General features: G+C 41.6%; 21 protein-coding genes and 1 tRNA gene. 13 read left to right on the forward strand and 9 right to left on the reverse strand.

Features of this window, described 5'->3' with window-relative positions; all coding sequences use genetic code 11:
- Positions 1-108: 108 nt before the first annotated feature.
- Positions 109-792: an FkbM family methyltransferase gene (locus MuYL_RS10510; RefSeq protein ID WP_094570528.1), complete on the reverse strand. Its 684-nt coding sequence runs from the start codon at positions 790-792 to the stop codon at positions 109-111.
- A 234-nt stretch (positions 793-1,026) separates the two neighbouring features.
- The gene (locus tag MuYL_RS10515) at positions 1,027-1,857 is read right to left on the reverse strand and encodes a sugar phosphate isomerase/epimerase family protein (protein WP_094570529.1); all 831 of its coding nucleotides are present in this window, start codon (positions 1,855-1,857) and stop codon (positions 1,027-1,029) included.
- A 545-nt stretch (positions 1,858-2,402) separates the two neighbouring features.
- On the opposite strand from MuYL_RS10515, the gene MuYL_RS10520 reads away from it, so the two are divergent.
- Positions 2,403-2,476, forward strand: a tRNA-Pro gene (locus MuYL_RS10520).
- Positions 2,477-2,700: 224 nt separating this feature from the next.
- Here MuYL_RS10520 and MuYL_RS10525 read toward each other — a convergent pair.
- The 6 genes from MuYL_RS10525 to MuYL_RS10550 all read right to left on the reverse strand — a co-directional run bounded on the left by MuYL_RS10525 (position 2,701) and on the right by MuYL_RS10550 (position 8,662).
- Entirely contained in the window at positions 2,701-3,171 is a 471-nt protein-coding gene (locus MuYL_RS10525; protein WP_094570530.1) for a hypothetical protein, read from the reverse strand.
- Between the two features lie 64 nt (positions 3,172-3,235).
- Positions 3,236-4,291: a hypothetical protein gene (locus tag MuYL_RS10530; protein ID WP_094570531.1), complete on the reverse strand. Its 1,056-nt coding sequence runs from the start codon at positions 4,289-4,291 to the stop codon at positions 3,236-3,238.
- Between the two features lie 54 nt (positions 4,292-4,345).
- Positions 4,346-5,599, reverse strand: a complete 1,254-nt coding sequence (locus MuYL_RS10535; RefSeq protein ID WP_094570532.1) for a hypothetical protein — start codon at positions 5,597-5,599, stop codon at positions 4,346-4,348.
- A gap of 84 nt (positions 5,600-5,683) precedes the next feature.
- The gene (locus MuYL_RS10540; protein ID WP_157740747.1) at positions 5,684-6,898 is read right to left on the reverse strand and encodes a hypothetical protein; all 1,215 of its coding nucleotides are present in this window, start codon (positions 6,896-6,898) and stop codon (positions 5,684-5,686) included.
- 38 nt (positions 6,899-6,936) lie between these two features.
- The gene (locus MuYL_RS10545; protein ID WP_094570534.1) at positions 6,937-7,989 is read right to left on the reverse strand and encodes a hypothetical protein; all 1,053 of its coding nucleotides are present in this window, start codon (positions 7,987-7,989) and stop codon (positions 6,937-6,939) included.
- Positions 7,990-8,038: 49 nt separating this feature from the next.
- Positions 8,039-8,662 carry a porin family protein gene (locus MuYL_RS10550; RefSeq protein ID WP_157740749.1) on the reverse strand — a complete coding sequence of 208 codons (624 nt, stop codon included), beginning with the start codon at positions 8,660-8,662 and terminating at the stop codon, positions 8,039-8,041.
- 288 nt (positions 8,663-8,950) lie between these two features.
- Here MuYL_RS10550 and MuYL_RS10555 point away from each other — a divergent pair, with 288 nt between their 5' ends.
- The 12 genes from MuYL_RS10555 to MuYL_RS10605 all read left to right on the forward strand — a co-directional run bounded on the left by MuYL_RS10555 (position 8,951) and on the right by MuYL_RS10605 (position 20,654).
- On the forward strand, positions 8,951-9,583 hold the full coding sequence (locus MuYL_RS10555; protein ID WP_094570536.1) for a response regulator: 633 nt from the start codon (positions 8,951-8,953) through the stop codon (positions 9,581-9,583).
- A gap of 52 nt (positions 9,584-9,635) precedes the next feature.
- Entirely contained in the window at positions 9,636-11,591 is a 1,956-nt protein-coding gene (locus tag MuYL_RS10560) for a tetratricopeptide repeat-containing sensor histidine kinase (protein WP_094570537.1), read from the forward strand.
- A gap of 346 nt (positions 11,592-11,937) precedes the next feature.
- On the forward strand, positions 11,938-12,375 hold the full coding sequence (locus tag MuYL_RS10565; RefSeq protein ID WP_094570538.1) for a hypothetical protein: 438 nt from the start codon (positions 11,938-11,940) through the stop codon (positions 12,373-12,375).
- A 190-nt stretch (positions 12,376-12,565) separates the two neighbouring features.
- The gene (locus MuYL_RS23170; RefSeq protein ID WP_157740751.1) at positions 12,566-12,712 is read left to right on the forward strand and encodes a hypothetical protein; all 147 of its coding nucleotides are present in this window, start codon (positions 12,566-12,568) and stop codon (positions 12,710-12,712) included.
- Positions 12,713-12,762: 50 nt separating this feature from the next.
- Positions 12,763-13,185 carry a hypothetical protein gene (locus MuYL_RS10570; RefSeq protein ID WP_094570539.1) on the forward strand — a complete coding sequence of 141 codons (423 nt, stop codon included), beginning with the start codon at positions 12,763-12,765 and terminating at the stop codon, positions 13,183-13,185.
- Between the two features lie 29 nt (positions 13,186-13,214).
- A complete protein-coding gene (locus MuYL_RS10575; protein ID WP_094570540.1) occupies positions 13,215-13,637 on the forward strand; it encodes a hypothetical protein in 423 nt (140 codons plus the stop codon).
- A 28-nt stretch (positions 13,638-13,665) separates the two neighbouring features.
- Positions 13,666-14,868: a tetratricopeptide repeat protein gene (locus tag MuYL_RS10580; RefSeq protein ID WP_094570541.1), complete on the forward strand. Its 1,203-nt coding sequence runs from the start codon at positions 13,666-13,668 to the stop codon at positions 14,866-14,868.
- A gap of 1 nt (position 14,869) precedes the next feature.
- Positions 14,870-15,745, forward strand: a complete 876-nt coding sequence (locus tag MuYL_RS10585) for an MORN repeat-containing protein (protein ID WP_094570542.1) — start codon at positions 14,870-14,872, stop codon at positions 15,743-15,745.
- A gap of 103 nt (positions 15,746-15,848) precedes the next feature.
- Positions 15,849-17,828, forward strand: coding sequence for a tetratricopeptide repeat-containing sensor histidine kinase (locus MuYL_RS10590; protein ID WP_094570543.1), 1,980 nt, complete (start codon positions 15,849-15,851; stop codon positions 17,826-17,828).
- A gap of 1 nt (position 17,829) precedes the next feature.
- The gene (locus MuYL_RS10595; RefSeq protein ID WP_094570544.1) at positions 17,830-18,465 is read left to right on the forward strand and encodes a response regulator; all 636 of its coding nucleotides are present in this window, start codon (positions 17,830-17,832) and stop codon (positions 18,463-18,465) included.
- 100 nt (positions 18,466-18,565) lie between these two features.
- Entirely contained in the window at positions 18,566-19,051 is a 486-nt protein-coding gene (locus tag MuYL_RS10600) for a hypothetical protein (protein ID WP_094570545.1), read from the forward strand.
- 19 nt (positions 19,052-19,070) lie between these two features.
- Positions 19,071-20,654, forward strand: a complete 1,584-nt coding sequence (locus MuYL_RS10605) for an IPT/TIG domain-containing protein (protein WP_094570546.1) — start codon at positions 19,071-19,073, stop codon at positions 20,652-20,654.
- A gap of 132 nt (positions 20,655-20,786) precedes the next feature.
- Here MuYL_RS10605 and MuYL_RS10610 read toward each other — a convergent pair whose 3' ends face one another.
- Positions 20,787-22,685, reverse strand: coding sequence for a S8 family serine peptidase (locus tag MuYL_RS10610; protein ID WP_094570547.1), 1,899 nt, complete (start codon positions 22,683-22,685; stop codon positions 20,787-20,789).
- Positions 22,686-22,709 lie beyond the last annotated feature (24 nt).

A 22,709-nucleotide genomic window follows, 5' to 3' on the forward strand; every position in this document is an offset into this window, starting at 1 on the left:
TTTTGTTTGCGATGTAAATGTACACGTTAAAATGTAATTGTCAATAGAAAATTTTATTTTTTTGATATTTAACTGGGTAAACCAAATTTTATTTGGTGGAATGCCCCTTTAACGGGTGTTAACCACCGCGTTTAATTTCCAGTTTTCCCAAACAAAGTCATATTGGTAGGTTAACTGGTGGGTAACAGCCAGTTTTTTCCGGATGGCTTTCATCCTTTTTACCGCAGCCGGGAAGAAATCATGGAATTGAACCTGGATGTTTTCTATTTTCTGGATCGTGCCCTCGTCAATCAGTTCTTCCAAAAGATCGTATTCTCCGCCTTCGATATTGATCTTCATTAAACTGATCACGTCAATTCCGTGTTGCTTTATAAAGTCGGTTGCTTTAACTATTTTGATCGTTGTGGTATAATCTGCTGCTGCTTCGCTTTTAGGGCCTTCCTTTTTGAACAGGGATGACCGGTTTGCCGAGATATGAAGCGTTTCATCAGCATCAGTTTTGCCTAGTCCTACAGCAAATACCTTTATTTTGCTATTATCCTTAAATCGTAGTTCAATCCCTTCCGCGTAGGGCAGGTAAGGTTCAAATACATATACGGTGCAATTGTATTTTATAAAGATCTCGTTTGCCCATTGTCCTTCATATCCTCCAAGGTCCATTACAACTGAACTGTTATTCAGGCCGGGATAATTTAAGCGCAGGGTTTCATCACCGTTGTCATTGTACCAGGCTTTTAAAGCAATGGCCTGTTTATCCTTAAATACAAAACGGAATAGTTTTTTTATGAGCACGGGGAGTAATTATATCAAATTTGGTTAAACAAAATTAGGGTACGGCAAAATAGGTAAAATTCCGGCAATTTCGCTCATAAATTCATGGGTTACAATCGCTGTTCCGCGGAACAAGTGTGATCAGGCGAAACACACGGAACAAGTGGAACAGGAATTGGCGATGTGGAACAAGTGGAACAAATGTGAACAAGCGGAACAAAATCGGCCGTAAAAAATCAATGCTTATGACATTTTTTACTTACCGGTTATTTTTCCGGCGTACCTTTTCCGCAACAGCTCCATCATGTAAACATTAATATCCCATTGGTTTGCCACCGGCATTTTAGTATAAGGCAATGCAGGCATGTAAGGGGCCGGGCCGAACTCCGGGGTTATGGTTGTAAATCGGGCGCCATTTTTTAGCCGTTGTTGTATAATAGCATCCCACCATAGCAGGTGTGCTGCTACTTCCGGCTGCCATTCGTCCGCTCTTGGGTCTGTTACCTGGGCCGATTCCGCATGGCCAACCCTGGCGTGGATATGAATGGTTCTGCTGATAGCCAGGTCAACCGCTTCCTGTTGCTGTTCCAGCAGGCTTTCAGATACGTTGCACCAATGCGAAAAATCTGCGGTAATCCTCACGTCCGGGTTTTCTGTTAGCAGCGCCTGGGTTACGTGTGCAGCAAACAGCGCCTTGTTGCGGTGGGTTTCGTGTGCTATCGGTACCCCGGAATCGGCGGTTACGGCAGCGGCCATTTCAAAAAGCTCCCGGTTTTGACCCGCGCTGAAATAGTCTTTTCCCGTTTGCGAATCAATAAGTAAAGGCCGCATCCCTGTTAAGTTTTCGAGGTGCTTTTTAAAATTTATTTTATGCGCCTCAAAACCCTTTTCGAACGATTGGTAATACTGGACGATCAGCAGCAGGCCATGCTTTGTTACAGCGGCAGCAATGTCTTTCTTTTCGCCTGCATCAAATGGAACAGGCGTTTCAATGCCGTCGTAACCTGCAGCCTTTACTTTTGCGCAGAAATTATCCCAGGTGATACCGTCAGAACCCCATTTGGGGCAAAAAAATTTAATTTGCATACAAAATTGCTTTTCTCAAAAATCAACATAAATCGGGTTATATAAAAGCATTGTTTTTTAATCCATAGCCCGCAACCAGGGCAATTGAAACAAAAAAAGCACCCGAAAGGTTCATAAGGGGAGAATCAGCAGCATTGAATCCGTTTATTGAAACAGCAGAAAATCAGGAAGAAGGACTTTTGCGGGCAGAATTTTTTCGCTAGCTTTAGTCCTGATTTGATACCCTAAGTTATATCCAACCGCTGATGAAAAGATTTATATTTTATACGATGGTGATCCTGGGATTAATTTGCGCCGTTTGCCTGGCCATAATTGTAATTAATTGGTCAGTTACGGTTAAAGTATAAAAATAAATGAGGAGTTTTTACCTCACACGCCATTAATTAAGGCGGCGGTTATTCAATACATTTATACCTAAGTTGCTGAATTTAAGCGGGTACATCTTTTGGCGGTTTTATGCATAAGGTACTACTAAAATCCGCTTCAATTTAATTGAAAAAAAAGTTTGCAACAGTAAGTTAAAATCTTACCTTTGCGTTCCCTTTCGGGATGTAGCGTAGCCCGGTATCGCGCCACATTTGGGATGTGGAGGCCGCAGGTTCGAATCCTGCCATCCCGACAAAAGCGATACCAACCAGTATCAAAAACCCTTAAATCATCGATTTAAGGGTTTTTTTATGACTATTTCAAAGATTATGGCCTTAAAGTACCCCACCAAACACCAAACTTAAAGGAGGCTGTCTCATAAGTGTAGAAACAGCCCCTTTTTCTTAATTATTTGGGTAGGTGGTGTAGAATGTTTTCGTGTAGACGATTAATAAAATTGCTGACCCTACTGATGGACTAATTTTGGGTAAGGTCGCTAAATTTAAATTGTGTGGATGAGCCGATCCCGTTTCCTGCAGATGAAAAAGTACCTGTCATAACGTGGCCGTTAATGGTGCCTATAAGTGTGTAAGTCAGCACAGGCGAGCCATTCGGCTGAATCCAGGTTGCGGTAATTGTAGGAACACTGCCATTAACGACGGTTTTATAAGTGCCGTCGATTTTTATTTTTGCGCTCGCCGTGTCGGCTGCTGTCATACTTGTTCCGATCGAATAATAATCGTTGGCATACTCCCTCATGGTGCCATCGCTCCTTAATAAAATTGCATTTCCGGGGCCAATAATAGTGGTAGGAGACCCAAGAATGTTACCATGGTAAAAATTACTGCCTGTGGTAGCAGGAGGAGCAGGAGTTCCTTTTTTTGAGCATGCCACAAAAGCTACAGAAAAAATCAATAGTACAATTGTGAAGTTTAGTGTTTGTTTCATTTTTTATGTTTTTTAAGTTATTAATAACCAATAAAATATTCCGTTCAGGGTTGTGAAATTTTGGTTAGGGCTTATCCACCACAAAAACAGAAAGGGTATTAGCACCAATACTGCCACCTCCACCAAGGTCAGTCGCGACCCCGTTTTTCCATAGCTTAGCCACGCCACCAGTTCCGTAATTATTACCCTCCATTCCGGCTACATACACGTCATTCCCTGATTCACAAATCGAAAATGGATAAGAATTAACCATCCCATTGGTTAGCGGAGAGGCGGCCACGCCATTTTTCCATACAGTAGCCCATTCATATTGCCCGTAACTCTTAACGCCTGTTACATAAACCCCGTTCTTCCCCTCATAAATAGACGTTATATAACTATCGGCATCAACTAAAGACGTTGCCGTCCCATTTTTATATATTTTAGTATTCGTGCTTCCTATCCCGGTTTGTGCTAAAAACACATCCCCTCCGGATACATAAAGCATATTTGGTAAAAAACCACTATTTGCATTGAAAGACGAAACGGCTACGCTATTTTTCCAAAGGGCAACCCTATTCAAACCTGTAATGCCATTATGCTCTTCGCCTAACACATATACATCGGTTCCAGCTATATAAAGCGCAATAAAAGAGCAGGGATTCTTCCCATCATTTACCGGAGTAGCTTTACCGTTTTTCCACACAGTAATCTGACCGTATGCCCCTACTTGCGCTACCCCTGCCTGATAGACATCATTCCCGGACACAAAAAGATATTTACCAAAAGGATCCCCTACGGTATTATAAGACATTTTTATTCCGTTTTTCCATAGCGTGGGCACATAATAACTTCCACCAACCGGATTTGGACCAGTATATTGTGATCCCGCTACATACAAATCATTCCCGGACACAAAACCCGCATTCACGTAAGGAAATAGTTTCCCATCGCTTACAGAAGTAGCTACCCCATTTTTCCATACGGTGGCTACATTTCCAATATAACCCATAACATATACATCTTTGCTTCCGCCTGCCGGAGGCAAAGGTGCTGGCGTACCACTTTTTTTTGAGCAGGAGAATAATATAGATAAAAATGATATGGCTATAATTGATAATGAATAATAAATGGGTTTCATTTTTTAAGTTTTATAGGTTAATATATGATAGTCGTTTTTTTATACTCTTTTATTTTAATGAATACCGTTAACAACAAAAACAGCGTTAGCGTATGCGGTTTGGGCTCCATCAATAAGTACGGTAGCTATGCCGTTTTTCCAGATGGTGGCTACAGCTATTGTTCCGTTATAGGTTATCCCTGCAACGTACACATCAGTACCGGCAACAAAAACCGAAGCAGCGTTCGAAGTATTGGTGCTCAGCGCCGCAGCTACCCCGTTTTTCCACAGCGTGGCTTCATTCTTGGCATCTTTTGAAATTGACATGCCCGCTACATACACATCGGCACCACTCACATAAATCGATTGAGGATTAGCGTACACCGTACTGTCGCCCAGCCTTGTGGCTATTCCGTTTTTCCATAGCGTGGCTTTATGAGGAGGAGGAGTTGCGCCGTAAGCAGCAGTAAAGTTTCCCTGTGTTACATAGCCTGCTGCATAAACATTATTCGCAGCATCTACAAAAACTGAAGAGGCCTGGTTAAGGCTGATCAGCGAAAAAGTGGGCGGAATAATGTAAGCCGTGTCGCCGCCGAAAAATTTACCTACCAGGCCGGGGTACGGTTCGTTAGCCTGGTAATTGCCGCCAATACTGTTATAGAGTGCCAACTTGTTTTTGTTGTTCCACAGTGTGGCACTCTCTTGCCCATAAGCGCCCTGAAATTCCCAACCCGACACATAGGCACCTGTGACACCGGCGTAAACGGAGGTAGCCCCGGCATTCCGGTTAATTTCTCCACCGTAAAATTTTGCATTGTTATCATAAAAAGCTTTATTGCCGTCGGTTAACACTTTGGCTGTGCCGTTTGTCCATAAAGTTGCCGCCTGGTAGGTTTGGGTTCCGTTGTATGGGTATGGGCTATTACTTTGATACTGGATAGTTGAAGTTCCGGCTACAAAAACAGTTCCGGCCGCGTCAACAGAAAGCGAATTGGCAATAGTACCCTTAGCATACAACGTAGCCGATCCGTTTTTCCATAGTATGGCAAAGCTATTGTTGCTCGCATCATACCCATTTCCTGCTACATATACATCAGATGCTTTTATGCAAACCGCAACAGCAGTAGTAGCGTGCATCCCGGTAGCTTTTAGTGCAGTAGCTGCGCCGTTTTTCCATATAGTGGCTACATTATTAATGGCTCCTGCCACATATACGTCTTTTGTCCCTGTTGGTGTTATAGGCTTAACCGGTGCTACCGGATTATTTTTACTACAGGATGCAATAACTGCCAATAAAAATATAGCGGATAATAGTTTTAAAGTTTTCATGATTACTTTGATTGAAAGGTATTTTGAAAGCTTATTACAGCTTTTAAGTTTTTATGGCATTTGTTTATTGTTGCCGCTTAGTTGCTATTGTACCACAAAAACCGAATTTGCTACGCCACCACCAATTTGACCGGGCGTACTTGCGTCATTATCGCTACTCCCGATGTTGGTGGCTACCCCATTTTTCCATATTGTGGCTACCCGTTTCCCATTCGCGTTGGTCCCCATACCGGACACATATACGTCGGAACCGTTTACATATACCGAATATGCCAGTGAAGGACTGGTATAGGCAGTCAGATCGGTGTTTACGCCATTTTTCCATAATGTAGCTACACCGATTTGATTGCCTCCTGCTATGTAAACATCGCCACCACTTACAAAAACTGCACTTGCATAAGTTAGGGCCTGGTAATTATCACCTATCACAGGGTTGTCTGCCTTCCCATCCTTCCACACTACGGCTATATGGTAGGGGAAACCATATACGTAACTCCCATTAATGAAATTGCCGGTTTTGAGATAAGCCTTCCCAACAGAATCCAGCTTTAGAAACCATTTGGCGTCCAAGCTGCCCGTTGGGTATCCCTGGCCGGTTACATATACATGGTCTTGCGCTACAAAAATTGATGTTGGTGGGTAGTCCTGCGCCCCGCTGCCATTCAATGCAGTAAGTACGCCGTTTTTCCATATCACTGCATTGGCCTCATAAGTGCTGCCGGTTACATAAACATCATTTTTATATATATACACTGAACTTGCCAGGGCGCCTCCGTTGAGCGTAGAGGCTACTTTATTTATCCAGAGTCTGGCTACCGACTTATAAAACCCACCGCTGGCATCATAGTCCGAAACTTCGTAACCTGCTACGTACACCTTGCCATTATATACAAATACAGAACTGGCAACGGCTTCATATTTTCCATCGGTAAGATTAGTGCCAACGCCGTTTACCCAGAGTTTAGCCACCTTTATACCGGCGCTATTGGTTTCAAAACCTGCTACATAAACATCCTTATCGTCTGCATATACCGAATTTCCGGTGGCGTTAAAATTACCGTCGCTTAGCCTATAAGCCTTGCCATTTTTCCACAGCGTGGCAAAACGCGAAAGGTTGCCCGGATTTACCTTCGACGCATCATGCCCAACTGCGTAAACGCCCGGACCGCCGTTTACGGTTACTCCGGTTGTGGTGGTACTATCTTTTTTACCAGGTGTGTTAGGTTTTACACTGTTTTTACTGCACGATGCAATAACTGCCAGTAAAAATATAGCGGATAATAATTTTAATTTTTTCATGATTTGATTTTTATGGTCTTTTGGTATTTTCATCGGGCTTATTTATCTGCAACAAAAACCGAAAAGGCATACGTGTCTTTAGTTCCATCGCTAAGTGGGATAGAGGCCCCATTTTTCCATAATTTCGCAACAATATGAGTCCCATTACTTTCATATCCGGCTACATACGCATCTGTGCCGGCAACAAACATCGAAACAGCATAAGCACTTTGGGTGCCGTCGGTTAGGGCAGTTGGCGCGCCGTTTTTCCATATTTTAGCAACAGCATTACTGCCATTATATTCTTCACCGGCTACATAAACATCGGATCCTGCAACAAAAACCGAAAAGGCACTGGCATCGTGGCTTCCATCAGTAAGTGCCGTAGCTACCCCATTTTTCCACACTTTAGCTATAGAGGCTTCATGAAGAAATACGCCGCTTTGTTCTTGCCCTACTACATAAACAGCTGCGCCTGCAACAAAAACAGCACTGCAAAGTGCACTCTGGCTTCCGTTGGTAAGGGCAGTAGCCGTACCGTTTTTCCATAATTTGGCTATTGTTGCCTTATTTCCACTGTCTTCAAAACCTGATACATATACATCTGTGCCAATAACAAAAACAGAACTTGCTGAAGAGGCTTTATTATCGCTAATCAACGCGGTTCCCGTGCCGTTTTTCCATAATTTGGCTATTTGATATGTCCCATTATTTTCACTCCCGGCCACATAAACATTTGTGCCTGCAACAAATACAGAAGCGGCAGTAGCATCTTGCGTGCCATCGCTAAGGGCTGTTGCCACACCGTTTTTCCACATAGTGGCAATATTATGAGCCCCATTACTTTCATATCCGGCAACATAAACATCTGTATCGCTTACATAAATTGAATTGGCATATGCATTTTGGGTACCATTACTAATAGCTGTGGCCAACCCGTTTTTCCAGATGGTGGCAACAAACTTACTTCCACTCAGTTGGAAACCTGCCATATACACATCTTTAGCACCGGAAGGCGTTACAGGGTTAACCGGGGCTACCGGATTGTTTTTACTACAGGATACAATAGTTGCCAGTAAAAATATCGCGCTGAATAGTTTAAATATTCTCATCGTGTTATTAGTTAAAAACGTTTGTTTAGCATGTTAAGAACTTGGATAATTATTTATGCTGCCCAAATCTGTAAGTCAAGCCAATATTTAATCCCCTGTTTGTAATTTTCCCACCTTCAGATGGTATTTTTGAAATATCGGTTAATCCGCGTACAAGGCGTACATTAATGCCCAGGCCGGCGAGGGAGGTTTTTTTCAATTCGTATCCGATCCCCAATACGGCTTCAAAGTCGGTGCTTTTAATATTCTCTTTAATATCGGTGGTAGTGCCATCTGCCTCGTCTTTTGCCGAAAGTAAAAAACCAAGCTGTGGGCCTAGTTCTATAAAACCTCCGAATGGAAACCTGTACTGCGCCAGCAAAGGCACGGCGAGGTAATTTGCCTTCAGGCGTTCGGTAATAGTGGCGTCACTGGATGAAGCACTTAGTTTATCGCCCGCACCAGTATAACTCAATTCCAGCTGCAAAGCAAAGGCATCGGAGGTTTTGTAATTGGCAAAAATGCCGCCATAGATTCTGGGGAAAACTTTGTGGTAGCCATCAAAAGTCCCGTTTAGTGTTGCGAGGTTGGTTCCTGCTCTAACCCCTCCGGAAAATTGCGCGTTTGCGGACAGAACTGTAAACAACGCTAAACATACAGTAGCTAGTAAAGTGATTGTAATTTTCTTTTTCATAATATCTATTTTAGTTTGGTAGTTCATGTGTTTTTATATAGTTGTTTGTTTTCATGAACTGTCTTTTTGTTATTTTTAAATCAAACCTGTTATGGTCACAAATATTGGGCTTCGGCCCTGCGCCCACAATACGTAATTAGTCGTATATGTCAAGTCTTAAAGTAATTATTAGCCTTGATTTTGAAGAGATTAGCTGTTATAGCCACATTGTCATGAACCGATTGGCATGTACCGGCCTCATCACAATTACGTAGTCCGGACAACAAAAAAGTATAGTAGTTTTGCAAAATGAATCATCAAAAAATAATATGCATTGTAGAGGACAAACCCGAATTGCGCAACGCTATGGTGATGATGGTAGAGTTAACCAATGGACTTGTTATTGGCGGGAGTTATGCCAGTGCGGAAGAAGCTGTGCCTTCCATTACGAGGATTGTGCCTGATGCAGTATTGATGGATATAAACCTTCCGGGCAGCTCGGGCATCGCTTGCGTGGCGGCGTTAAAAAACCGTTTTCCAAAAATGCTTTTTTTGATGTGTACAGCTTATGAAGACAATGATAAAATATTCAACTCGCTGAAAGCGGGCGCGAGCGGTTATATATTGAAAAGCGAGGGTCCCGCCAAAATGATGGATGCTTTGGCAGAGATGCTTGCCGGCGGAAGCCCGATGAGCAGCAGTATTGCCCGCAAAGTGGTAAGCAGTTTTGCTCATTTAGAAATAGAACACGCATTGATCCAAACGCTTACAGACAGGGAAAAAGCAGTATTAGAACTGATTGCCACCGGGCTGATGAATAAAGAAGTGGCCAATGAACTAAATATGAGCCCGGCAACGGCTCGTACACATATACAGCATATTTACGAAAAATTGCATGTAAACACCCGGGTGGAAGCAGTGAATTTGTACTTAAAACGGTAAGCCCGAATTTCACTTCGGGCGATTAAGATATTACGCCTAAAAAAAGATAAATATGCGAAAAGCAATAGTGTTGTTCCTTTTTGTTACTGCGGTAATGCAGGTAACTTGTTTTGGCCAAATAACAAGGCTTGACAGCTTAAAACATAATATCAACAAGGCGGCTGCACCACAATTAAAATTGCAGGCACTACTTACTTTTTGCGATGAATGGGAATCTATGACGCCCGATACCTTGCACAAATACACCCAAATGGCTCATAAAGTTGCCGTTGGCGTTCAAAACAAAGATGCCTTGTTGCAGTGCGATTATTATTTAGCCGCTTATTTATTTCAAAACAACAAGTTAGATACGGCACTCAATACCATTAATGATGTTATAAAGCAGATATCAAAAACTACCCCTTACGCCAACAGGTATTCCATCTATTATGGGCTACGCGCGAACATTTTAATGAGGGGACTACATTTCGGTGAGGTGCTTAAACAAAACTTCAAATTATTGCCATTGGCCGAAAAACATAATGATACCGTTTCGCTTATACGCTTTAGTACAGGTATTGGTAATGTTTACCTGAGGCTGAAGAAGTTAGCAGATGCTCTGCAATGGCACTACAGGGCCCTTAGTTTAATGCGTACCGATGAACTTAAATCCAAATGCAGTTTTGTCTATATAAATATTGCCATAGTTTACTACCATATTGCTACATTGAATGACACCCGCGCAAACGAAGACTCCATTGAGATGTACCAGCAAAAGGCCATTCGTTATGCCAGAAAGGGCTATGACCTAACTAACCTGGCGAATGGCCTCGTGATGTACGGCAGCACCCTGGCAGAATATGGAAAGCTAAAACCCGCTAAAATTGCGCTTAACGAAGCGATAGAGGTGAGAAAAAAAATAGGTGATATCCATTCTATAATAGGCGACATGACCTTGCTTTCTACACTATATGAAAAGAGCAATAATAATGCGAAAGCAATAGCCATCAACCAACAGGCGCTTCTTCTTGCCAACCAGAATGGCGGGGACATCTTATCTAAAGCGGCTGTTTACGATGTCATGGCCGAAATCTATTCATCTGCGGGTAATTACAAAAAACTCGGCGAGGTACAGCTTGAGCAATTAAAGTTGCGGGATTCCATTTATAAAGAAAACACTGCCGAAGCTATTGCTGAAATGCAAACCAAATATGAAACTCAAAAAAAAGAAAACACCATCATTAAACAAAAATATGATCTCGACAGGAAACAATATTTTATTTATGGAATAACGGGTTTGCTGCTGTTATTATCCGTTTTAGGCTTAATGATACTTAAATACAGGAAACAGAAGCAAAAACAAAAAATTAGTGAAATTTTGACAGAGAACGAGAGAAAAATGCAAAAAGCAATAGCCGATGCAAAGGATGATGAACGCAAACGTATTATTGCCGACTTGCATGACGATGTTGGCGGTGGGCTAAGTACGATAAGAATGGTAAGCGACCTGATAGCTGAGCAGAAAGAACAAACAGAACAATTGAACCAATATGCCCTTAAAATATCGGGCATCACTAAAGAAGTAACCCAACGGATGAACACCATTGTTTGGGCCTTAAATGCGGAAAATGATACTCTTCAAAGCCTTAGTGAGTATATCAGGCTATATGGGTTTGCTTTTTTTGAAGACAGTCTTATTGAATTTAAATGCAATTTACCGGATGTCGCTGCTAACATACAGTTAAGCGGACTACAGCGCAAAAACATTTTTTTGTGTGTGAAGGAAGCGCTGAATAATGTGTTTAAACATTCGGGAGCAAGAAATGCATGGATAGATATTGGCATGTCTAACAATTTCCTGACGTTAATTGTACATGATGACGGCGGGGGCTTATCAAACGAAAATCTCTTTGGAAACGGGTTAAAAAACATAAAGAAAAGGATGAAAGAAATAAATGGCGATGCATCGTTTGAAACGAGTAACGGGGTCCATATACATTTGCAAATTCAGTTGGCATCACTTCATTAAGCCAATTGATGAGCGTTTGTCAATAAAAAAAGCTGTAAGGGTAAAAATAGATTTGTTATCGTTAGACAAAACACTTGAGAAGAAAGTATAATAACCGTAGAGTTCTGTTGGATTTCAATCATGATTTTTGTAATGCAAAAGTTAACGTTCGTAAACGTAGTCTCGGTCAACAGAGGCGCAAAAGTCAAATCAATAAGACGATTAATGGATGAAATTTGGCCGGTAATTAAATCAAAAAATCTAAAACATAAGGGGTTAAAAACATTCAAAACATTATTTGTTTCTTTTATTTTACACTGCTACTTTTGAAACAGGTCTTCCTGGTCAATACGAAAACTTTACCAAAATGGAAATTGAAATAATAACGGAACAACTTGAGCTGGATGTTTCCGGCTTTTCGGGGATCGCGCAAAATAAAAACTATGCGGGTACCGCTTTTGCATTAATGGATAAGATTTGGCCGGTAATTAAATCAAAGAATCTAAAGCATAAGGGGTTAAATATCTGGATCTACGAACAACGGGAAAAAGTATTTGCCGGCGTACAACTGGAAGATCCGGCCTTAACCGGTACAGGGTTGGAGCGGAAAATAATTTTACTTTCAAAATACGCCCGGTACAAACATATTGGCCCGTACAGCGGGTTAAAACAAGCCGGCGACAATATGCGAAATGAAATATATAAGCTGGGGCTGAATCCCGGTCTGCCGTACATCGAAATATACGGGCATTGGACTAACGACGAGTCCAAACTTGAAACCGCGCTGCTGATTGCGATCGCATAAGTTTTATGATTGCTTCCATTGAATTCAACGGACGACAAAGATCACCTACCCTGTAACGGGTTGAAAATCAATAGTAAAAATTACTTCCTGCCACTTTACAGCAACTACGTAGTTTAATATACCGATCCATCGGTATTGTAGTGCTATTTCAACCGGGTTAGCTTTGATAAATATCAGTTGCTAACAAATCATGAAAAATCTGTTCCCCTTCTTTACTCTTTTTACCTTCCATTTTGCCGCCCGGGCCCAAACCAAGGATTATAAAAATAGTACAGGGGCAGACGTAACCGATAATATGATATTAGGATACACTGGCGATGCAACAGTGATACAGTAATTCAACGCATTTATATATACGGATCAATCACAATTAAATAAACCAGCAACATGAAAAAATTAATTACAACCATCATTTTAAGCGGTATCTTCTTTACCGCATTTGCCCAGCAAACCTTTAAGCCAATTCATTTTACGTTTACCAGCAGTTTTTGGGGAAAGGGCGGGATAACAAAAGGCATGGCTAATGGCACTATCAGCATTGACACCAAAGATTCGGTTATTACCATAAACGATACGAAGGTAACCAGCTTTAAATTCTACCAGTTGGCTCCCGAAAAAACCGCCGTTTATGAAGATAATGTGTCGCTTAAAACCCTTGTTTTTTTTTGTAAGGACAAAGACAACGCTAATTGTGCGGTTAAAATATTCAGACAAACCCAGCCTGGTAAAAAAGATGCGATGCAGATTTTCGTGATATATGCTGCCGACACTTATACTGTTTACAGCTGCGATTACTTAAAAGAACTTTAATAAACCGGCATAACTAATTGATATCACCAATGAAAAAATTATTAATGGTACTTGTATTACATTGTTTAATAGGTACAACTTTCGCACAAAAAAATTTCAATCCAATTCATTTTACAAAAATCACTACTACCAATCCTGCAAATCAAAGTAAAATAGAGGGCGACATTCATATCAATACCAAAGATTCAGTTATTGTGATAAATGAAAATCCTGCCAAAAAGCTTTTGATTTCAGTTATCGCTCCGGAACAGACGGCCGTTACCGGGAACAATATCCTGGTAATGTGGGTGGCTTTTCTTTGTACTACTGCAGATAATAAATCCTGTACGGTAACAGTTGTGCGGCAAAAGGAAACAGGTAAAAAGGACCTGATGGTTGTAAAAGTTGATTATGATAACGATGGAAAAGTCTCCACCTCGTATGACTGCGACTATTTAAAAGATTTATACTAAGGCTACTTAAGTACAAAAGCAAAAACTAATGAATAGCATAAAAAATTATATCGCCGGTATAATGCTGCTTTTTGCATCATTATCGGTATTTAGCCAGGCTAATATAACCGCCACCGAAACAGAAGCCACCGATTTTTATAAACAGGGTAAAACAGAAGCCGCCATTGCATCATTTAAAAAAGCGTTGCTTGAAAAGCCAACCAGCTTATACAGCATAAATGCCCTGGGTAACCTTTACTTAATGGATAAAAAATACCAGGATGCATACCTGGTGGCTGAAAAGGGGATCGCGCTTTCAAATGGCGCACCAAACTTTATAGTAGTAAAGGCTAAGGCGGCTATGAGGATAAATAAGGCCCAGGAAGCTTTAAACATGATAGATAAATATCTGGCTACGCACCAGCCCGATTTTATGATGCTTTTTTTAAAAGGAGGCGCGTATAATGTGTTGGGCGACAGGCAGCAGGCCTTAAACCTGTTTAGCCAGAGCATTACCGCCAATGCAGGTTTTCCGGATGCTTACCTGGCGCGGGGTGAAGACTTTGAGGGGATTGGCCGTTATCCGCAGGCATTAAAAGATTACGATAAATACATTTCATTACGGGATGATGACCCCGAAGCCTATTACCACCGGGGGATTGCCTATTATCATAGCGCCCAACTCAACGAAGCCCTGGCCGACTGTAATAAAGCGATTGCACTAACGCCGCAAAATGCAGAGATCTTAACTTTTCGCGGCGAGGTTTACAAGGCGTTACAACAAATAGGCAAGGCTATTGCTGATTTTAATATGGCTGTCACTATCAACCCTAATTATGCTCCGGCATATTACCAGGCGGCTGGGACTTATTTGGAAATAAAAAACTATGCCGCCGCATTGCCATTAATTAATAAGGCAATTGCCCTGATACCAAACGCAGCGGAGTATTATTGGATCCAGGCGCGGTTGTATTTATATACGGATAAAAACAGTGACGCTTTAACAGCAGCCAATAAGGCTGTTGAACTTAACCCAAAAGCGCCGGAGGGCTATATGTGGAAAGCGTCTGCCTTTTTTAACCAGGAAAAATACGATGAGGCCATAAAAACCATTAGCCAGGGCATAACCATCAATCCTGAATATTATTTACTTTATAGTCTGCGGGCTTCTATGTACAGGGATAAGGGATTTGTTTCCCTTGCGGATGCCGATGATTTGAAAGCCAAACAATTAGCGGCTAACATTAAATGAGATGAAAACTTTTGCCGCACTCACATTACTTAGCCTTGCCATTGGTAACCTAAATGCCCAATGTACATCAGGCAACTGTATTACCGGCACCGGGACCTATAATTATGGCTGGTGCATTTACACCGGTGAATTTAAAAACAGCAAACCCCAGGGCAGAGGCAGCATGAAGTATGATGATTATACCTACACCGGGCATTTTGAGAATGGGCTGGAAGACGGGGAGGGGATAATCACGCATGCCGACGGATCGCGGGAAAACGTAACGTACCTGGCCGGTAAAAAAGTAACCTCTGTTTTGGCTAAAGTTGCCGAAAAAGACTACAAGCCCGTTGTTGTACAGGATGTACATTGTTTAAGTGGCGACTGTATTACCGGTTACGGCACTTACCAGTTTCCGTCGGGCAATAAATACACCGGAATGTTTAATGACCGCAGGAGGGAAGGCAGAGGGATATTTTACTTTGCCGGCGGCGATAAATTTGAAGGAGAATGGCTTAATAATCAAAAAGCCAACGGAACTTATTATTTTAACACGGGGGCTAAATACACAGGTAACTATGATAGTAACGGAAATGAATATAATGGTATAATTACTTCGGTTACGGGCATGTCTATCCCTTATGTAAATGGTAGGGCCGTAATACCTCCGGCACCCGTGATACCAATGGGCGCCGACCTGCGGGGGGACACCCGCCAGGCCAAAGCCTCAACCGAAAGGGTTAAAATGCCGTGTTCGGTATGCTTTGGTACAGGAAAGATTTCCAAAACAGAGGATTGGTCTAACTACGGAGCTGCACAAGGTGGCAGTAGGGAAACCTACCGGTTAGAGCGGGTATATTCAAGTTGTTATAAATGCCATGGATCTGGTGTAGAATAATGTTTATTATTATTATTACTATTATTATGGGTTTCAACTTATTTAATATTGTGCAATCTGTTGCTAATACCTATATTCATCGAACCCAATCATATTTAAACAAATGCAGCCAGTTATAATTGAGTTTCAAAGAAAAAAAAACTGCTTAATAGTTTTGTGTATTTTATTCCTGGTACCTATCTCCGCTTTTTCTCAAATAAACAGAACTGCCGATAGCTTAAAGTACAGGATAAGCCAAACTAAAGACCCTAATATCAAAGCCAAGAATTATCTTCAATTATCTCAATTACTGTCGCACCGTGAAATGGATGTTGCAAAAAGTTACCTGGACTCCGCCAGCAAGTTCGGGAAATTGAAAATGACAGCCGAGGTGTCAATGCTATTAAACAAAGGTTATGCAGATTATTATGATAATACCGGAAAACCTGATAGTGTAATTAAATATGCCAATGTAAGCTTTGAACTGGCCACCAAATTAGGAAACCGACAGGTTGAAGCCGCTGCGCTTAATTTAAAAGGCAATGCGTACATGACCAAAAGGAATTTCAAAGATGCCGAAGCTGCCTACGTTGATGCCATGAGGATATATTCATCCCAAAACAATGACCTTGCTGTTGGTAACCTTTATGTTAACCTCGGCTACCTTTTTCAACAGCAGCACCTTGTTACCGAAGCTGAAAAACAATACGGCGAGGCAGACATAATTTTTAAAAAACTGGAAAATGCCGGCAGATTGGCCCAACTATACAATAACTACGGCATTTTATATGGCGAAAACAATCAATTTCTTAAGTCGGCGCAGTTTTTTGAAGCCTCAATGCGTATTCGCGAAAAATTGAAAGACCCGCTCGCGTTAGCAAACGCTTATTTAAATGTAGGTGGCATTAACGTGTTGTTAAAGAACTATAAAAAGGCCGAAGTAAACTTGTTGAATGCGAAAATGCAATTCGAAAAAATAAACAACATCCAGGGAGTAACCAGTTGCTTAACCAACCTGGGCGAATTGTATGAAAACACAAAGGACTATAAAAAGGCTATTGCTTATTGTAAAGAATCAATAGCACTTTCTAAGGCAAATCATAACAACGAGGACCTGGAGAATGCGCTGATCAACATTAGTAATATTTATACCAAAACGGGAGACTACAAAACTGCGTACGACTATAAAGACAAGCTGGAGCGCTTGAAGGACACCATCTATCAGAAAAGTCTAACGGGCCAGATCGCAGAAATGCAAACCAAATTTGAGACAGAAAAAAAGGAGCAAAAAATTGTATTGCTGAACAAAGAAAATATTATACAAAAACTCTCTATCTCAAGTAGAAATACTACCATATTAATCATCATATTATTATTTATATTCTCAATATTAATGGGCGGTCTATTTTATAACCGCTATAAGCTTAAACAAGATGCCCGCTTACAGGCGGAAGTGATCAATCAACAAACGCTGGCTTCTAAAGGTATAATTGAAGCTGAAGAATGCGAACGCAAGCGTATAGCCGCCGAATTGCACGATGGTGTAGGGCAATTGTTCACTACCGTTAAAATGAACCTGGAAATTTTAATGGAGCGTTTCCTGGTGAGGCAACCGGACGCCGATCAGCTGGCTGAAAAAACAATGGCGATGGTTGATGAAAGTTGTATTGAAGTAAGATCTATAGCCCATCAAATGATGCCGAATGCTTTAATTAAAAGTGGACTGGTGTCTGCCCTGCGCGACTTTATCAATAAAATACCAACTGATAAGTTAAAAATAGCACTCGAAACCAAGGGGATTGATAAATCACTGGAAAGTACCACCGAAACAGTATTATACAGGGTGATACAAGAATCTGTAAACAACGTGATTAAACACGCAGGTGCTACATCACTTGATATTTTGTTATTGTGCGATGCTAAGGAAATAACGGTATCAATTGAAGATAATGGTAAAGGGTTCGATAGTGTGGATAAAAGTAAATTCGCGGGTATTGGTTTAAAAAATATGATTAGCAGGGTAGAATATTTGAAGGGAACGGTAGATATATCTTCTGCTCCTGGTAAAGGAACCTTGGTTGCCATCTTTATCCCTTTGAATTAGTATGGAAAAAACCGACCCCAAGCGTATTTTTATAGTGGATGACCACCAGATGGTGATTGACGGCATTAACCTGATGATTGAAGGCAGGCCTGAATTTTTAACTGTTGGTGAAAGTACGCAACCGCTTGCTGTTTTAGAATTGTTGGCTAATATTCCGGCAGACATTTTAATTACCGATGTGGGCATGCCCGGTATGAGTGGTGTTGAACTGGCCCGGGCTGTAAAAAACAAATTCCCTCACATCAAAATACTTGCCCTTTCAATGTTTGGCGACAGCCAAATTATTGCAGAAATGATTGACGCCGGCATTTCCGGGTATATCTTAAAAAACGCGGGAAAAAAAGAACTGGTTGAAGCCCTGACAAAGATTTCAGACGGGCAAAATTACTTTGGCCAGGAAATTACCTTACAGTTGATGAAATCCTTTAAACGCAACCAGGAAGAAACTAAACTTACCGACCGGGAAGTAGAAATTATCCGGATGATTGAAAAGGATATGACCACCAGGGAGATTGCGGAAACCCTGTTCATCAGCGAACGTACCGTAGAAACCCATCGTAAAAATATCCTCCATAAAACCAATACACAAACGGTTGTTGGTTTACTCAAATACGCGTACGAAAGAAAGATCATTTAAGCCTGTATTGTTAGCGCGAAAGGTACGTAGCTGAATATGCCGATTGCTCGGTATTGTTTGAATAACAGCGCATTAAGATATTTATATAAATCTTAATGTCATGAAAAAACAGCTAAAACTCATCTTTTTCTTACTGTTACTGGCGGGCACATTTAATGCTTGCAAAAAAAATTCAGGTGCCGAAGCCAAGCCTGCGAATACCACCGGGCAGTTTGTTTTTAAGTTAGACGGCGCGCGGATTGTTATTGATTCTGCCAATGCTATCTTGTATTCAACGCCAATGGGCAGGCAAATGGATGTATTTGCTTATAAAAGCGGCACCCAGATCCTGGAATTTCATTTTGACCCAAAAACAGGAGTGAAGGCGGCGGGAACTGTATTAGGTGCCGGCGCATTTTTAACTTATATGGAATCGGCAACCCAAAGCTACGATTCACAATCCGGCGTGTTAACATTAACCACTTGCGATACTTTAGGTAAAAAAATTGAAGGCGATTTTAATTTTGTTGCAAAACAGTATCCCTATACGGGTACCGCCAAAACCATTACCGAAGGCCATATGCTGCTCACAAAAATTTCCAAATAACCCATTCATTTTAAATTTTATGAAAAATTTTACTCCTGTTTTAAGAATTGCTGTTTCCTGTTTTTTAATAGTAAGCGCCATTATTTCCTGTAAAAAGGATAATCAAACCAACCCGCCCCCCGCTGTAAAGCCCGTGGTTACCAATGTGCAACCGAAAGATCCTATGCCCGGTGATGTGGTAACCATTACCGGAACCGGCTTTGGTTCAATAGCCACTGATGTAAAAGTAACCATCGGTGCACAGGTCGTTACCATAACATCGGTTACAACTACCGAAATCAAATTTACACTGCCAGCTGGGATAACTGCAGGCGATATTGCCGTGGCGATTAAAAATGTAATAGCCAATAATACAGACCCTCAAAAGGCTACAATTACTCCTAAACCATCGCTGGTTCCGGCAGCAACTATCACATCTATTAATCCAACATCGGGAAAAGTGGGTGACGTTGTAACTATTACAGGCACAAATTTCAGTGCAACCGCAACAGATGATGTAGTAAAGTTTAACGGGGTAACTGCTACGGTAAGCGCTGCTACCACTACCGCATTAACTGTTAGTGTGCCCGCCACAGCAACAACGGGCACAATCTCTTTAAGTGTAAAGAGCGCAGCCATAATTACCGGTCCTTCGTTTACCATTAATACTTCAACAGGCGGTACAGGTTCACCTATAAACTATATTAAAGTTTTAGGCGGAACAGCCACAGTTTCTAAAATAGCTTCTGCACCGGCAGAAATCGGCGCAATGGTAGTCGATAAAAAAAATAATGTGCTTTATTATGCTGACTATACAGTTTTTGCTGCTTCACACGCGGGCACCGTTTATAAATTGAAGCTGGACGGCAGCGCGCCCACACCCCTCACTACTGATAGCCGCATAAACACCGTATTTAATTTAGGGGTAGATGCGACTGGTAATGTGATTGTGTTTACAGGCGTAGATAAACAAGGCATTAATGTAAATGTGTATAAAGTAGATCCGGGGACAGGATCTGTTACCGGGCTTGCCACCAATGTAAATCTGGGTGGGGGTAACTATCCCTTAGTCGTAGATTCACAAGGAGGTATCTGGAATGGATATGGCCAAAAACTAAATACCGCAACTAATAAATTCGACCGAAATGCTACCTTTCCTTACACCAGCTATACCAGCACTTTTTACCAGGGCGATGGAATTTATGTTGACAATGCGTCAGGCACAGATGTTGGCTTTGTTAAATACAACCTTTTAACCAAAAATGGCACATCGACAGATTTTACCTTGCAAGCCCTGTTTAAGCAGGATAACGCCGATATAGGCAGCAACAGCCACAGTTTGGATGTGCAGTCAAGATACGCTATAGATAACAGCGAAAATTTTTATGCCTTATATCCTATTGCCGGTGATGCAGCGTCTTTTTATAATGATTACTATGTAATTCGCAAAACTAAAAATGGCACAGCCGCAGCCAGTTCACTACTGCTCAAATTTACAACGCCATTTAATGTGCCGGCTTATACTCAGCCGCGATCAAATATCGGCCTTTTGTTCCAGTCAGATGGTGCAGGTAATTTATACATGAAAGATAACGGAACTGATATAATTAAGATTATTCAATAATATAATTCGATAACATGATTAAGCCTTCAGATAAATACATCTGAAGGCTTTTTAATATTACATAAATACCGAAGGATGGGTTTGTGCACTTTTAGTGATTGCGACCCTTTCTTATTATTCCCTGCTAAAATCTCATTTCAATGCGGTCAACAATTCAAAGGAACGTTTTGGGTTAACCAGTTTAATGCGTCCGTCGGCTGAAATGTCGGCTCCCTTTTTGATCAGCGTAATTACTTCTGCCGGGCTAAGCGATGGTTTCATTGCGATAAGTTTCGCCGCCAGGTTAGCTATATAAGGCGTAGCCATTGAGGTGCCGGATAGCAAGATCTTAGAGCCTCCAGGTGCAAAGCTTTCAACCAGGTACCCGTTTGCATGGATTGCAACCTTTTTCCCGGTGGCAGTAAAATCAGTTTCCAAACCTGCGCTGTTAACTGAGCCAACGCCTATCATATTTGGAATATCAAGCGCGGCAGGATATCTTAAATCCATATCCGAGTTAGAATTTTTATTCCCGTTGGAGGCTACGAAAAGAATCCCGGGTGCAGAACTGAACGCTTCGTAAAGGGCGTTTTTACGCATGGTCCATAATTTTACAGCAAGGTTTTTTTGCTCATCTGCGGGCATCTTTGGGTTGTATTTGGCAATATCAGTTTGATAGTCGCTGATAAAGTAGCCCCAACTCATGGTAACTACACGAACGTTGGCCGCCTTCCAGTATTTTACAAGGTCTTTCAAGTTTTTGGCCACTTTCAACTCTGTTTCTACAGCAGGAGATTTTGCGTCCGGTGTAAATCCTACATCTTCACTAAATCTTACCGTAAGTAACCTGGCATACGGGTTACCACGCATCGCAATTCCTGCTACGTGGGTGCCATGCACATAGTCGGCAACAAGATTAATCAAGTTCCAAATGGAATCGCGTTGTACCACATTTGCTTTGGTGGTTACATCTTTGAAGTACCTGAATTCAGTGCTTTCTATGCCGGCTTCATCGTCGCCATAGCCCTTCAGCAGCTTTACGGCATCCGGGTACGATTTTTGCCTTTCTGCTGTTAAAGGCATCAGCAAGTGGCTGTCTTTATTTTCCTGTAAATCGTACGCCACACCGTGAACATCATCCACATAACTATTATGATCATTATCCAGGCCGTCAATCTTCTCTTTTTTATTGGTATATAACCTGTCTTTAAAAACAGATATGTCGGTACCGAGGTCAAAAACACAAATAACTACCGGCGTGTAAGGCTTTCCCGGTGGCAGGGTCAACTCGCGTGCGGGCCATATATTCACCTGTTTGCGTGCTGCGGCACGGGTTACACTATCCATAACTAAGGTAACTACCTTGCTGACTTTGTCGAAATCGTGCATTTCATAAAAAAGGAATAACACGTAATCCAGGTTCCTGATAGAAAGCGGTCCATTAGCAATTGGCGGGTTTAAATCACTTGCAGCTATTTTAACATATTCAGCTGCGGTGAGGTTGGCGTATTGCTGCCTTATGCGCTGCAATGACGACGCAGCAGACTCATAAGCGATGGCATTTATCTTTTTTGTAAACACAGCGTGGAAATTGACCATGTAATCAGCCGATTCCGGATCGCCGGACGCTATTAATGATCTTTTAACCAAAGCACTTGTTGCCTGGGCAGCGGGTTTAACTTCCAGCGTTCTTAAGGTGTCATAATAGGCCAATGCCTGATCATTATTCCTTTCATAAAAGGCAAGGTCGCCTAAAATCCGATAATATGATTTTAAAACGGCGGTGTCCCGTATTTCAAAATGGCCCAGGTCCGACAAAAGGTCTTTTTTCAACTGTTCCTTTAGCGCCCTGATATGGTTTCTATCTGCCAGCAAAACATTCAGGCTGTCGGTAATTGGATAAGTGTGGATGGGCAGCGGCGAGCCGGGTGCGTTTTTTAATTTTTGCCCGAAACAGTTAGTAATAAACGGGTTAAGTAAAATTAAAGATGCGATGATTAATTTCCCGGGATACGAAAAGCTAACATGGATTGAATTGCGATAATTGAACATGCCTGAGGTTTGAACTCAAAAATA

Source organism: Mucilaginibacter xinganensis, from assembly GCF_002257585.1.
In the GTDB taxonomy this organism is placed as follows: domain Bacteria; phylum Bacteroidota; class Bacteroidia; order Sphingobacteriales; family Sphingobacteriaceae; genus Mucilaginibacter; species Mucilaginibacter xinganensis.